Consider the following 13675-nt stretch of genomic DNA (forward strand, 5'->3'; position numbering starts at 1 on the left):
GATCGACATGCGATCACAGCGCGTCTTCCACGCCGTCGACTCCCACACAGAGGGGATGCCGACGCGCGTCATCGTCGGCGGGGCCGGGACGTACCAGGGGTCGACCATGGAGGAGCGGCGGCAGTGGTTCATCGCGAACAACGACCACGTGCGCGAGCTGCTCGTCAACGAGCCGCGCGGTCACAGCGCGATGAGTGGTGCGATACTGCAGCCGCCCACCCGGCCGGATGCCGACTGGGGCGTGCTCTACATCGAGGTGTCCGGCTGCCTGCCCATGTGCGGACACGGCACGATCGGGGTCGCCACGGTGCTCGTCGAGACGGGCATGGTGCCGGTGGTCGAGCCGGTGACGACCATCCGCCTCGACACCCCGGCCGGCCTCGTCGTCGCCGACGTTGCCGTGAGCGACGGGCACGCCGACCGCGTGACGATCCGCAACGTGCCGTCGTTCGTCGTCGGTCTCGACCGCTCGGTCGACGTGCCCGGCTTCGGGAGCGTGTCCTACGATCTCGCATTCGGCGGCAACTTCTATGCGATCGTCTCGCTCGCCGAACTCGGGATGCCCTTCGATCGCGAGCGGAAGGACGACCTGCTTGCGGCCGGACTGGCTATCATGGCGGCCGTCGACGCGGCTGACGCACCCGTGCATCCACTCGACCCGACGATCCGCGGCTGCCACCACGTCTACCTGGAGGCTCCGGGATCGGATGCGCGCCACTCACGGCACGCGATGGCGATCTATCCGGGCTGGTTCGACCGGTCCCCGTGCGGCACCGGAACGAGCGCGCGGATGGCTCAGCTGCACGCCAGAGGTGAGCTGCCCCTCGACACCGATTTCATCAACGAGTCGTTCATCGGCACCTCGTTCGTCGGGCGGCTGGTCGAAGAGACGGAGGTGGCCGGCATCCCGGCCGTCGTCCCGACCGTGTCCGGGCGGGCCTGGGTGACCGGGACCGCGCAGTACATGCTCGACCCGTCCGATCCGTTCCCCCGGGGATTCCAGCTGTGACCGGGACGCCGCCAACTGGCAGGATCATGGACAGAACGCGACGCGACGTCCCGCCGGCGTTCGAGGAGGCGTTCTGATGACCGGTACCGAACTGCGCAGCGTTGTGCGCCTCCACAAGCAGCCGAGCATCCGCGACACGGTCAAGAGCGCTCTCCGCTCGGCCATTATCAGCGGCGAGATGCAGCCGGGCCGCGTGTACTCGGCACCGAGCCTCGGCGACGAATTCGGTGTCTCCGCCACGCCCATCCGTGAAGCGATGCTCGACCTGGTGCGGGAGGGGCTGGTGATCGCTCTGCCCAACCGCGGCTTCCAGGTGACGGAGGTCTCGGCGCGCGACCTCTACGAGGTCACCGAGCTGCGCCTCATGCTCGAGCCGCCGGCCATCGAGCGGGCGACGCCTTTCGTTCCGCCGGACGCATTCCCGGCCCTCCGGGCGCAGGCGGACGAGATCGTGGAGGGCGCCGAACGAGGGGACCTCATCCACTACCTCACTGCCGACAGCGACTTCCATCTGGCGCTGCTGCAGTACGCCGGAAACGTCCGTCTCACGGAGCTGGTCGCGTCCCTCCGTTCCCAGACCCGACTCTTCGGACTGGCCTCCCTCGCCGAGCAGGGCCTGCTCACGGCGTCGGCGCTCGAGCACAGCACCATGCTCGACGCCATCGAAGCGGGCGACGGCGCCCTGGCGCGCACCCTCGTCTACAGCCACATCGAGCACGTCCTCACGGACTGGTCGGGTGGCCCGGCCGCGCCGGCGGGTACGGACAGGCGCGCATGACCGCTGCGACCGCACGCGCCGACGTCGTGATCGTCGGGGCGGGGATCATCGGCGCCGCCGTTGCCTACTACGCGGTCTCGGCAGGGCTCTCGGTGCTGGTGGTCGAGCGCGGATCCATCGCCGCGGGGACGACCAGTCATTGCGAGGGCAACCTCCTCGTCTCCGATAAAGAGGTCGGGCCGGAGCTCGAACTCGCTCTGTACTCGCAGGGGCTCTGGCGAGGAGAACTCGCCGAGCATGCCGCCGACTGGGAGTTCGAGGCCAAGGGCGGTCTGGTCGTCTCGTCGTCCGCTCCGGGCAAGCAGGCGCTCGACGCGCTGGCGGCGCATCAGCGGAGCCTCGGCATCCAGGTCGACGACGTTCCCGACCGCGCCGCGCTCCTGGCGCTCGAGCCGCACCTGGCCTCCGGGCTGGTCGGTGGGGCCTTCTACCCGGAGGATGCGCAGGTGCAGCCGGTGCTCGCCGCCCACCACCTGCTCCGACTGGCTCGCGACCGGGGAGCGCGCCTTCGCACCCACACGACCGTCACCGGCATCCGTCTCTCCGGTGGCCGCGCGATCGGTATCGAGACGGCGAGCGGTCCGATCGACGCGGGGGCTGTCGTCGTCTGCGCCGGACCGTGGAGCGCCGAGGTGGCGGGGCTCGCCGGGCTCAGTCTCCCCGTCCTTCCACGTCGCGGGTTCGTGCTGGTGACGGAGCCCGTTCCGGTCACCGTGCACCACAAGGTCTACTCGGCGGAGTACGTCGAGAACGTCGCCAGTTCGGACGCCCGCCTGCAGGTGTCGGCCGTGGTCGAGGGCACGCCCAGCGGCACCATCCTGATGGGTGCGAGCAGGGAGCGGGTGGGCTTCGACAGCTCGTTCTCCCCGGAGGCTGTCGGCCGCGTCGCACGGGCAGGCCTCGCGCTCTTCCCGGTGCTCGCGGACGTGCAGATCCTCCGCACCTATTCCGGGTTCCGCCCCTACTGTCCCGACCACCTCCCGGTGATCGGCGAGGACGGCCGGCTGCCCGGGCTCTGGCACGCCGCCGGACACGAGGGCGCGGGCATCGGCCTTTCGGTCGGCACGGCCAAGCTCCTGGTGCAGTCGCTGCGCGGCGAGACGACCGACCTCCCTCTGGAGCCCTTCCTCCCGCACCGCTTCGAGGAGAGGGCCGCGGCATGACCGTCGACGACGTTTCGGCCGGGCGACCGACCTCCGGCTCGCTGCGGTTCGATGGGCGAGCCGTGCCTTTCGTGGACGGCCAGAGCGTCGGTGCGGCCCTCATGGCCGCCGGGATCTCGTCCTGGCGGACGACCCGGCGCGCCGCAGAGCCCCGTGGACTCTTCTGCGGCATCGGGGTCTGCTACGACTGCATCGTGACGGTCGATGGCCTGCGAGCCCGTCGCGCGTGCGTGACGCCGGCGCACGACGGTCAGGTGGTCTCGACCGAGGACGCCCTCGCGCCGACGCCGAACCGCCCGGACGGCGTACGGAGCGACGGTGTCTGAGCCGCGCGCCCTCGCCGTGATCGGCGCAGGCCCGGCCGGTCTGTCGGCCGCCATCGAGGCCGCCGATCGCGGGCTCCCGGTGGTGCTCATCGACTCCGGAGACCAGACCGGCGGCCAGTACTGGCGCCATCCGGACGAGCGCCACCTGGCGAACTTCTCCCGCCCGGAGTCGGCGGGACACCACCATTGGGGGCACTACGAGCACCTCCGTGCCCAGCTGCGCCGAGCGGTCTCCGAGGGACGTATCGAGTACCTTCCGGGAAGGCAGGTCTGGCGTGTCGACCGGGCGGCGGACGCCTTCCAGCTGCGCACCACTCCGGTCGTGGGGGTGGATGCTGTTCCGCCCATCCGGCGTGCGGTCCTGGCCTCCCGGATCGTCCTCGCCACCGGTGCCTACGACCGTCAACTCCCTGTTTCCGGGTGGACGCTCCCTGGGGTCATGGCGGCTGGGGGTGTCCAAGCGCTCCTGAAGGCGAACCAGGTGGCGGCCGGTCGTCGCGCCGTCGTCGCGGGAACGGGCCCTTTCCTCCTCTCCGTCGCCGCCGGCCTGGCCGAGGCGGGGGTGGAGGTCGTGGCGGTCTGCGACGCCAACGCCCTGACACGCTGGGCGAGGACACCACTTCGTGCACTGCAGGAGCCGGGCAAACTGATGGAGGGTCTGGGCTACGCCGCAACCTTCGCGCGTCACCGCATCCCCTTGCGCACGCGGACTGTCGTGACGGAGATCCGCGGCGATGGCCGGGTCGCCCAGGCCGTGACGTCCCGCGTCGACGGCTCGGGCCGCATCCGGCCGGGAACCGAGCGCATCCTCGACGTCGATCTGGTGGCGACCGGATGGGGCTTCACTCCCCAGCTCGAGCTGGCGGTGGGCCTCGGGCTGCAGACCCGGGTCGACGTCGACTCGTCGCTCGTCGCCGTGGCCGACCCCGATCAGCGCTCGTCCGTCGCCGGAGTCTATGTCGCCGGCGAGGTGACCGGAATCGGCGGGGCACTCCAATCATCCGCGGAAGGCCGTCTCGCCGCTCTCACCGCGGCGGCCGACGCCGGGTTGCCCGCAGACGCGCGCTCCCGATCCCGCCTCCGCAGGCGCATCGCCCGCGGCCGTCGCTTCGCCGTCGGGATGCACGCCGCGTCGCCGGTCCCGGCCCAGTGGAGCACATGGCTGACCCCGGAGACCGTCGTCTGCCGCTGCGAGGAAGTGAGCGCACAGGAGGTCCGCTCGACCGTCCGCTCGCTCGCCGCGGACGACGCGCGCGATGTCCGGGTGACGGCACGACCGGGGATGGGCATGTGCCAGGGCCGGGTGTGCGGGTTCGCCCTCTCGTGCCTGGTCTCGGCGGAGACGGGCCGGCCGAGCGAGGCGGCGGATCTGGCCTCGCTCGCCACGCGCTCCATCGGCACGCCGCTCCGCATCGCCGACCTGGCCGAACTCGCTGACATCCCCACCGGAAGGACACCACAATGACGACCACCGCCACCGCTCCCGAGACGACCTCGCCCGCCGAGGTCGACGCCGTCGTGGCGCGCGCCGCCGCAGCCTCCGCACCGTGGCGGGCGAGCACCGTGGCGGAGCGCGTGCGCGCCCTCGGCGCCGTCGCCGACCGCCTCGACGCGCACGTCGACGAGCTCGTCGCGCTGGCGGGCGCGGAGACGCACCTGGCGGAAGCGCGCCTGCGCGGCGAGTTGCGCCGGACCACGTTCCAGCTGCGGCTGTTCGGCGAGGTGCTCGAGGAGGGCAGCTGGCTGGACGCGCGCATCGACCACGCCGACGGCGACTGGCCGATGGGCGCCCCGCGCCCCGACTTGCGCCGTCAGCTGGAGCCGATCGGACCGGTGCTGGTCTTCGCGGCGAGCAACTTCCCGTTCGCGTTCTCGGTGGCCGGTGGCGACAGCGCGAGCGCCCTCGCGGCCGGAAACGCCGTCGTGGTGAAAGCGCACCCTGGGCACCCTGACCTCTCGGCCAGGACCGCCGCGCTCGTGCGGGAAGCGCTCTCTTCGGTCGGCGCGCCGGACGGCCTGTTCGACGCCGTGTACGGCACCGACGCGGGAGTGCAGGCTCTCCGTGCCCCGGAGATCCAGGCGGCCTCGTTCACAGGATCCATCGCAGGCGGCCGCGCATTGTTCGACATCGCCGCCTCACGCGAGCAGCCCATCCCGTTCTACGGGGAGCTGGGGAGTGTCAACCCGGCTTTCGTGACCCGGACCGCGGCTGATGAGCGCGCCGGCGAGATCGCGGAAGGCTTCCTCGCCTCGGTGATGGGCAGCGCCGGTCAGCTCTGCACCAAGCCGGGCGTGCTTCTGGTCCCTTCGGGCAGCAACCTGGAACGCCTCCTCGCTTCGGCCACGCTGCCCACCCCCACGCCCCTCCTGAATCCGGCCATCGCGGACGGCTTCCGTGCCTCGGTGGCCGCGAGGGCCGACCATTCCGGGGTCGACATCCTCGCCGGCTCGACCGCAGGCAGCCAGGACCCGCACCCGGTCCTGCTGACCACGACGGCCACCGCCCTGCGCGACGACCCGGAGGCACTCATCACGGAGATGTTCGGTCCGGCCGCGCTGATCGCGTCCTACCAGGACGAGGCCGAGCTGGTTTCCGTCGCCGCTCTGCTCGACGGACAGCTCACAGCGACCGTAATCGGCTCGGAGGGGGACGCCGTCGCCGGCGACCTGGTCGCCACTCTCGCGACCAAGGCCGGCCGGGTGCTCTGGAACCAGTGGCCCACGGGCGTATCGGTCACCTGGGCGCAGCAGCACGGCGGCCCGTACCCGGCCACGACCTCCGTCGGCACGACGTCGGTCGGCACGGCGGCGATCACCCGCTTCCTGCGACCGGTGACCTATCAGAACCTTCCGGACGCTCTGCTGCCCGACGCGCTCAAGGACGCGAACCCGCTCGGTGTGCCCCGCCGGGTCGACGGAAGGCTGGTGACGGTCTCCTGAACGGGGTCTCGATCTGACTCGTCATCCGGCGGCCCACGGGACGGCGAGCGCCTCCGCGGGACCACCGTCGACCAAACCTTCGGGAGGAACCACCAGAATGCCGGTCGCGCCGGCCAGCCCCCGCAGCATCGCCGCGCCGCGCCACGCCGAAACGACGGCCCGCCCATCCTCTTCCGAATAGGGCACCAGAACCGTCGATCCCGGGCGCCCCTCCATTGCCGCGGACGTCACGACCCGCGTCTCCGCCGGCGCACGGCTCGCCATCCCGGCGAGCAGCGGCTCCACGAGCGTGATCGCCGCCACCATCGCCGCGAGGGGGTTCCCGGGAAGGGCGACGACCAGGCGACCGTCCGGGAGTTCCGCGATGCGGGTCGGGCCGCCGGGGCGCATCGCCACGCCGTCGGCGACGAATCGAGCGCCGAGCGCGAGCAGTGCGTCCCGCACGTGGTCGGTCGATGATCCTCCCGTCCCGCCGGTCGTCACGACCACGTCGGCGCGGGCATCGCTGACGGCGGCGACCGTCTCGGCGAGGTGGTCGGGAACCCGGCGGGAGCCGACGACCCGGCCGCCGAGCATTCCGATCAGGGCGGGGAACTGCACGCCGAAGCTGTCCCGGACCCGCCCCGGACCGGGAACGCCGTGCGCGACGACCTCGTCGCCGGTGAACACCAGTGCGACCGACGGGACAGCGCTCACCATCAGCTCGTCGACGCCCGTCGCGGCAGCCAGAGCGACATGGGCGGGGTTCAGGATGCCACCCGCGGCGATCAGCAGCTCTCCCTGCTGGGCCTCGGTCGCGGGCCGGCGGATGTGGTGGCCGGGGCGGGGCTCGCCCGGGACCGTCGAGCGCAGTATCCCGTTCTCCTCGACCCCGCTCTCGCTGCGCAGCACCGACAATGCGACGTCGGGATCGTGAGCGTCGGGCACGAGCGCACCCGTGACGATGGGTCGCGCCTGACCACGGGACGGGGGTCGCGTGTCGCGGACGTCGCCGCTCACGAGCTCCCAGGGTCCGTCGCCGACCACCAGCCAGCCGTCCATCGCAGCGGACGCGAAATGAGGGAGGTCGATGGGCGTGACCAGGTCGGCGGCGAGCCGCCGACCGACGGCGTGGTCGAGCGGCACGCTCTCCGGTGCCAGCGCGGCATTGCGCCCCGCGGCGGTCGCGATCGCTCGCGCCTGAGCCCAGGTCGGACGGTCTGTCATCGTTTCATGTCCATCCGCGATGCGCTTCCACACATCGTTCGAGTATGGCATCGGAGCCGCGCATGATAAGCCTGGACCATGGGTCGAACGACATCGCGAAAGCAGATCACGCGCATCGTCGTCGGCGAATCACGCATCCGCCGGGAGGACGCGCTCGCCGTCGAGGAGCCGCTCGAGATCCGAGTCGGGGGTGCCCCGCTCTCGATCACGATGCGCACCCCGGGAAGCGACTTCGATCTGGCTGCCGGCTTTCTCGTCTCGGAGGGTGTGATCTCCCATGGAGACCAGCTCGGCGCCATCCGCTACTGCGCGGGCGGCCCCGTCGACGGGGAGAACACCTACAACGTCCTCGATGTCACCCTTGCGCCGGGCGTGCCACGGCCCGATGCGAGCCTCGATCGCAACTTCTACATGACCAGCTCCTGCGGCCTCTGCGGCAAGGCCAGCATCGACGCCGTCCGGACCCGCTCCGCGTACTCTGTCGCCGACGACGGCGTCCGGGTGACGGATGAGCTCCTCTCGACCTTTCCCGAGCGGCTGAGGGAGGGGCAGGCCACCTTCGACAAGACGGGCGGACTGCACGCCGCCGCGCTCTTCGACACGTCCACTGGCGAGCTCCTGGCACTCCGGGAGGACGTCGGCCGGCACAACGCGGTCGACAAGGTCGTCGGCTGGGCACTGAAGGAGGGCCGCCTGCCGCTGAGCGGCACCGTTCTGATGGTGTCGGGCCGGGCGTCGTTCGAACTCGTGCAGAAGGCGTCCATGGCCGGCATCCCCGTACTCGCAGCCGTCTCGGCGCCGTCATCCCTCGCCGTCGACCTCGCCAAGGAACTCGGGCTGACCGTGGTGGGTTTCCTGCGGGGGTCGTCCATGGTCGTCTACTCCGGGGCCGAACGCGTCGTCCCGGCGCAGGTGTCCCCGGAATCGCGGAAACAGGAATCGCAGAAACAGGAGTCACGGGTCTGATGCACGACACGGATGTGAACCCGGGCAACGAGTACCCGGACCTGGAGGTCGGCCACAACAAGGAATGGGCCGTCGGCGTGCCCGGAATCCTGCATTCGATGGGGCCGGCGATACGCGAGCTGGGTCCGGTGCGAACCGCGAAGCTGATGACCGCCATCAACCAGAAGGACGGCTTCGACTGCATGAGCTGCGCGTGGCCCGATCCGGGCGACCGCAACCTGCTCGAGTTCTGCGAGAACGGTGCCAAGGCGGTCACCTGGGAGGCGACTCCCGTCACCGTACCGACGAGTTTCTGGGCCGAGAATTCGCTGACGAGCCTGCTGGACAAGTCCGAGTATTGGCTCGGGATGCAGGGGCGGCTGGTGGAACCCGTATTCAAGCCGAGCGGCTCGGACCACTACGAACCGATCACCTGGGACCGCGCCTTCACGCTGATCGCCGACCGCCTCAACGCGCTCGACTCGCCCGACCGGGCCGCGTTCTACACCTCCGGACGCACCGCCAATGAGACCGCGTTCGCCTATCAGCTCTTCGTGCGTGCTTTCGGGACGAACAACCTCCCCGATTGCTCGAACATGTGCCACGAGTCGACCGGCACCGCGCTCAGCGAGACCATCGGCATCGGCAAGTCCACCATCGCCTACGACGACTTCGGCAAGGCCGAGCTCATCATCGTGATGGGGCAGAACCCCGGCACGAACCACCCTCGAATGCTCAGCGCTCTCGAGGAGGCGAAGCGGAACGGGGCCACGATCGTCGCCGTGAACCCGCTGCCGGAGGCCGGGCTGATCCGCTACAAGAACCCGCAGAAGCCGCGCGGCATCGTCGGCAAGGGTACCGAGATCGCCGATCACTTCCTCCAGATCCGCTCCGGCGGCGACATGGCGCTGCTGCAGGCCGTGTCCAAGCGGGTGCTGGAGGCGGAGGAGGCCGCGCCAGGAACCGTCCTCGATCACGCGTTCCTCGACGAGCACACGCTGGGCCTCGGCGCCTTCCGCGGACACATCGCGACCCTCGACGATGCCACGGTGCTGGAGGCCACCGGCCTCAGCCTCGCCGAGGTGGACCTCCTGGCCGACCTCTACGTGCACTCCGACCGCACCATCATCACCTGGGCGATGGGGCTCACACAGCAGAAGAACGCGGTCGCGACGCTGAAGGAGCTGATCACGCTCCTGCTGCTGCGCGGCAACATCGGCAAGCCCGGCGCGGGCGCCTCCCCGATCCGCGGCCACAGCAATGTGCAGGGCGACCGGACGATGGGGATCTGGGAGCGGATGTCCGACACGTTCCTCGACGCGGTGCAGCGCGAGTTCGGCTTCGATCCGCCCCGCACGCACGGCTTCGACGCTCTGCAGACCATCGCGGGCCTGCAGCGCCACGAGATCGATGTCTTCTTCGCCATGGGCGGCAACTTCGTCGGCGCCATCTCCGACACCGCAGCGGCGGAAGCCGCCATGCGCGGCGCCGGGCTGACCGTGCAGGTGTCGACCAAGCTCAACCGTTCGCACGTCGTGACCGGCGACGAAGCACTCATCCTGCCGACGCTCGGCCGCACCGAGGTAGACCTCCAGAAGGGCGGCCCGCAGTTCCTTTCGGTGGAGGACAGCGTCTGCGCCGTTCACGCCACCCACGGCAAGGTTCCGCCGGTCGCTCCCGGCCTGCTGTCAGAGGTGGCCATCGTGTGCCGGCTGGCACAGGCGACCCTCGACCCGGCGCTCGGGATCGACTGGGCAGGCTTCGAGGGGGAGTACGACGTCATCCGGGAGCACATCAGCCGTGTCGTTCCCGGCTTCGAGCGCTTCAACGAGGACGTCCGCCTGAAGGGCGGATTCGTCCTCCCCAACGGCCCGCGCGACGAGCGCCGCTTCGACACCGCGACGGGCAAGGCGATGATCACGGTCAACGAGCTCGAGCACCTCGAGCGTCCGGAGGGCCGGCTGATCCTGCAGACGTTGCGGTCGCACGACCAGTTCAACACGACGATCTACAGCCTCAACGACCGCTACCGCGGCATCAAGAAGGGCCGCGACGTGGTCTTCGTGAACCCGCTCGACATCGACGAGCTGGGTCTGCGCGACGGACAGCGGGTCGACATCCACAGCGAGTGGCGTGACGAACCGGACCGCGTCCTCGCCGACTATCGAGTGGTCGCATACCCGACTGCCCGCGGTTGCGCCGCCGCCTACTACCCGGAGGCGAACGTGCTCGTCCCGCTGCAGAGCGCGGCCACCGGCAGCAACACGCCCGTGTCCAAGGCGGTCATCGTGCGGTTGGTGCCCCGCGGGGAATAGGGATCAGCCCACCGCTGTCAACCGGTCGCCGCGCCGAGCTCCGTTCGGAGCGAGTCGAGGATCGCCTCGGTGGGTTCGGCAGGGGCGGAGTCCTGATCGGAGGCAGGTCGGTGCTCGTCGACAGCAGTTGGCCCAGCGTGATGAGAGTGGGTCGAGATCTTCCAGCGTTAGCGGTACTCGCTCTGGCGTTGTCGCTCGGTCGGGGCCGACATGGCCGCAGCGTGCCCTAGCATGCTGAACGCGTCGAAGGGTCGCCGCCGTTCCGGCGCGTTCATGGCCGCGCCCCGGTCATGCGAGCGTCATGAAGAGTTTCTGCAGCTCGTCGACGGTCATGGGGTCGGAGGTGTCGTCTGGGTCGGTGAGGCACTTCTGCATCGCGGTTGAGATGATCTGGAAGCCTGCCTTGTCCAGGGCGCTGGAGACAGCGGCGAGCTGGATCACGACGTCGCGGCATTTGCCGCCGTTTTCGACGGCGGCGATCACCGCGTTCAGTTGTCCTTGGGCGCGGCGGAGTCGGTTGAGCACGGGCTTGATGTCGGCCGGAGCGGTGTTCTGTGGCACGGTGGCCTTCTTTCTCGATGGTGCCGGGGTGGGGCAGGCCCGTGACGGTACCCGCCAGGGTATCTTGCCGCGCTCGTCAGCGACCCCTCGCGGCGTCGCGGAAGGCCATCAGGGTGGGGATGGGGGTGGTACTGGCGAAGGTGCTCGTGTTCAGCCCTTCCCGAACAGGCGCCCCAGGAATCCACCACGCGAGGCGGACGCCTTCTCGGAGTCGGTGTGGTCGCCGTTGCACCACTGATCGGCTGGAACACGGCGGCGCACATCGGCGACGTGCTGGCCGCAGCCGCTCCAGGTGGTCTTGCCGCAGACCTTGCAGTTGACGGGGTAGCACATGGGTCGTCCTCTCCGGGGGAGCCGGTGTCATATCGGGGATCGTGATGGATACCCTCCCCCGTATAGTACGATACCGGGGAGGGTATCTCGAATCGTCCTCAGGAGGAGCTCAGAATGAAAACGGTGATCGTCGGTGGCGTCGCCGGAGGCATGTCCGCTGCGACCCGGCTGCGCCGGCTGGACGAAGCAGCGGAGATCATCGTCTTCGAACGCGGTCCCTATGTGTCGTACGCGAACTGCGGCCTGCCCTACTACGTCGGCGGCGTGATCCGGGACCGCTCCTCCCTGCTGCTGCAGACGCCGCAGTCCCTGGCATCCCGCTTCCGGCTCGACGTGCGCACCAGCCACGAGGTGCGTGCGATCGACGCAGCAGCGCGGACGGTGACGGTACTCGACCTCGCCTCTGGCGACACCTTCGTCGAGGGTTACGACGAGTTGATCCTGGCCGTTGGCGCGACCGCGCGAGAGGCAGCCGCAGGCTCGGATATTCCCACCCACACACTCCGCACGGTGGAGGACGTCGACGCGATCGGCTCGCTTGTCGACGCCGCCGCCGACAACCCCTGCGCCCTGGTGGTCGGCGGCGGATTCATCGGCCTCGAAGCGGTCGACAACCTCGTACGCCGGGGAATCCACATCACACTCATACAGCGCGGCCCCCACATCCTGAGCCCGCTGGATCCCGAAATGGTGGTGCCGATCGAGGCGCACCTGCGCAGCCACGGCGTCGACGTGCGCACATCAGTCACCGTCGACACGGTGCAGGCGAGAACCGTGCTTCTCGACGATGGCATCACGCTGCGGCCCGATTTCATCGTCGACGCGTCAGGCGTCACTCCGAGCGTCGATCTGACCCGCTCGGCCGGGCTCACCCTCGGCACGACGGGCGGAATCGCGGTCGATGCCCGCAACCGCACTAGCGACGAGCACATCTACGCCGTCGGCGACGGTGTCGAGAAGGTGGACGCCCTTTCCGGCGGACGAGCACTGGTGACGATGGCTGGTCTCGCCAACAGGCATGGCCGCTCCGTCGCCGACGTAATCGCCGGCCGCGACGAGCGCAACACCCCAGCGCTCGGCACCGCGATCGTGAAGGTCTTCGACAGAGTCGCGGCGATAGTCGGCTGGAGCGAGCGCCAACTGGTATCCGCCGGACGTGCGCATCGTATGATCCACACCCACCCGTCCTCGCACGCCACCTACTATCCGGGCGCGCAGTCAATGTCCATGAAGTTGCTTGTGGACCCGGACACGGATGCGATCCTCGGCGCGCAGATCGTCGGCGGTGAAGGAGTTGACAAGCGGATCGACGTGATCGCCGTCGCGATGGCGGGAGGCATCAGTGCGTCCGGGCTGGCCCGTCTCGAGCTCGCATACGCGCCCCAGTTCGGTTCGGCGAAGGACCCGATCAACCAGCTCGGGTATGTGGCGGACAACCTCCGCACCGGGACTACACGTGCGATTCAATGGCACGAACTTGAGGCGGCTCTAGATGACGGCGCGACCCTCATCGACGTGCGGACAGCCGCCGAATACGCTGCCGGGTCGATCCCCGGCGCCATCAACATCCCGGTCGACGCGCTGCGCGACCGGGTCGGTGAGTTGCCCGACGGACCGCTCGTGGTGCACTGCCAGGTTGGCCAGCGCGGACACACCGCTGCTCGCATCCTGGCCCAGCACGGCCGCGATGTCGCCAACCTCGACGGGGGTTACCGCACCTGGGCCGCGGGCTGCGTCACCCAACGACCGGTTGCGCTCGCATACTCCTGATCCCAGAAGCCGTGCCGCCAACAATCGACTGCGACTAGAGCGAAAAGGATAGGGAATCCTCAGGTCGCGCCCATGCCACGTAAGAATGCGCCAAGAAACCGTTGGGAGGGTGGAGGTATCTACTAAACGGAGGTGAACGAGTGGCAACGTGGAGACGTGGCAAGCGGATCGTCGGATGGCTGACAGGGATTGTGGGGCTCGGGAGCCTCGCCGCGACGGCAGTCGCCTCAGGCGTACTGCTGGATCACACGAACGTGTCGTCTGCGACAGTCCGCGGAACCACTAGCACCAGCGCGCCGAGCACCTCGGCGCCGACGCCGAGTGCCCCC

Annotated in this window: 12 protein-coding genes; 9 read left to right on the plus strand and 3 right to left on the minus strand. The window is 69.7% G+C overall.

The window, feature by feature from the left end; translation table 11 throughout:
• Window positions 1–7 precede the first annotated feature (7 nt).
• The 6 genes from AB4079_RS13305 (at window position 8) to AB4079_RS13330 (ending at window position 6216) form a co-directional block, all read left to right on the plus strand.
• On the plus strand, window positions 8–1009 hold the full coding sequence (locus AB4079_RS13305; RefSeq protein WP_441787784.1) for a proline racemase family protein: 1002 nt from the start codon (window positions 8–10) through the stop codon (window positions 1007–1009).
• A 76-nt stretch (window positions 1010–1085) separates the two neighbouring features.
• Window positions 1086–1787 (plus strand): GntR family transcriptional regulator, encoded by a 702-nt coding sequence (locus tag AB4079_RS13310; protein WP_441787785.1) that lies wholly within the window; start codon window positions 1086–1088, stop codon window positions 1785–1787.
• Window positions 1784–2950, plus strand: a complete 1167-nt coding sequence (locus AB4079_RS13315; protein WP_441787786.1) for an NAD(P)/FAD-dependent oxidoreductase — start codon at window positions 1784–1786, stop codon at window positions 2948–2950. The genes AB4079_RS13310 and AB4079_RS13315 overlap by 4 nt, the downstream gene beginning before the upstream one ends.
• Window positions 2947–3276 (plus strand): (2Fe-2S)-binding protein, encoded by a 330-nt coding sequence (locus tag AB4079_RS13320; protein ID WP_441787787.1) that lies wholly within the window; start codon window positions 2947–2949, stop codon window positions 3274–3276. Before AB4079_RS13315 ends, AB4079_RS13320 begins: the two co-directional genes overlap by 4 nt.
• Window positions 3269–4741 carry an FAD-dependent oxidoreductase gene (locus tag AB4079_RS13325; RefSeq protein WP_441787788.1) on the plus strand — a complete coding sequence of 491 codons (1473 nt, stop codon included), beginning with the start codon at window positions 3269–3271 and terminating at the stop codon, window positions 4739–4741. Before AB4079_RS13320 ends, AB4079_RS13325 begins: the two co-directional genes overlap by 8 nt.
• Window positions 4738–6216: an aldehyde dehydrogenase (NADP(+)) gene (locus AB4079_RS13330; RefSeq protein WP_441787789.1), complete on the plus strand. Its 1479-nt coding sequence runs from the start codon at window positions 4738–4740 to the stop codon at window positions 6214–6216. Before AB4079_RS13325 ends, AB4079_RS13330 begins: the two co-directional genes overlap by 4 nt.
• Window positions 6217–6237: 21 nt before the next feature.
• Here AB4079_RS13330 and AB4079_RS13335 read toward each other — a convergent pair whose 3' ends face one another.
• A complete protein-coding gene (locus AB4079_RS13335) occupies window positions 6238–7422 on the minus strand; it encodes a molybdopterin molybdotransferase MoeA (protein ID WP_441787790.1) in 1185 nt (394 codons plus the stop codon).
• Between the two features lie 78 nt (window positions 7423–7500).
• Between AB4079_RS13335 and fdhD the strand changes: the two genes are divergently transcribed.
• Window positions 7501–8388, plus strand: coding sequence for a formate dehydrogenase accessory sulfurtransferase FdhD (gene fdhD / locus AB4079_RS13340; RefSeq protein WP_441787791.1), 888 nt, complete (start codon window positions 7501–7503; stop codon window positions 8386–8388).
• Window positions 8388–10682: an FdhF/YdeP family oxidoreductase gene (locus AB4079_RS13345; protein ID WP_441787792.1), complete on the plus strand. Its 2295-nt coding sequence runs from the start codon at window positions 8388–8390 to the stop codon at window positions 10680–10682. Before fdhD ends, AB4079_RS13345 begins: the two co-directional genes overlap by 1 nt.
• A gap of 288 nt (window positions 10683–10970) precedes the next feature.
• Here the strand turns inward: AB4079_RS13345 and AB4079_RS13350 are convergent, their stop codons facing one another.
• Both AB4079_RS13350 and AB4079_RS13355 read right to left on the minus strand, forming a co-directional pair.
• Window positions 10971–11243, minus strand: coding sequence for a metal-sensitive transcriptional regulator (locus AB4079_RS13350; RefSeq protein WP_441787793.1), 273 nt, complete (start codon window positions 11241–11243; stop codon window positions 10971–10973).
• Between the two features lie 150 nt (window positions 11244–11393).
• Window positions 11394–11576 (minus strand): hypothetical protein, encoded by a 183-nt coding sequence (locus AB4079_RS13355; RefSeq protein WP_441787794.1) that lies wholly within the window; start codon window positions 11574–11576, stop codon window positions 11394–11396.
• Window positions 11577–11690: 114 nt separating this feature from the next.
• On the opposite strand from AB4079_RS13355, the gene AB4079_RS13360 reads away from it, so the two are divergent.
• A complete protein-coding gene (locus tag AB4079_RS13360) occupies window positions 11691–13346 on the plus strand; it encodes an FAD-dependent oxidoreductase (RefSeq protein ID WP_441787795.1) in 1656 nt (551 codons plus the stop codon).
• Window positions 13347–13675 lie beyond the last annotated feature (329 nt).

This window comes from Leifsonia sp. 2MCAF36 (assembly GCF_052115525.1).
Taxonomy (GTDB): Bacteria; Actinomycetota; Actinomycetes; order Actinomycetales; family Microbacteriaceae; genus Leifsonia.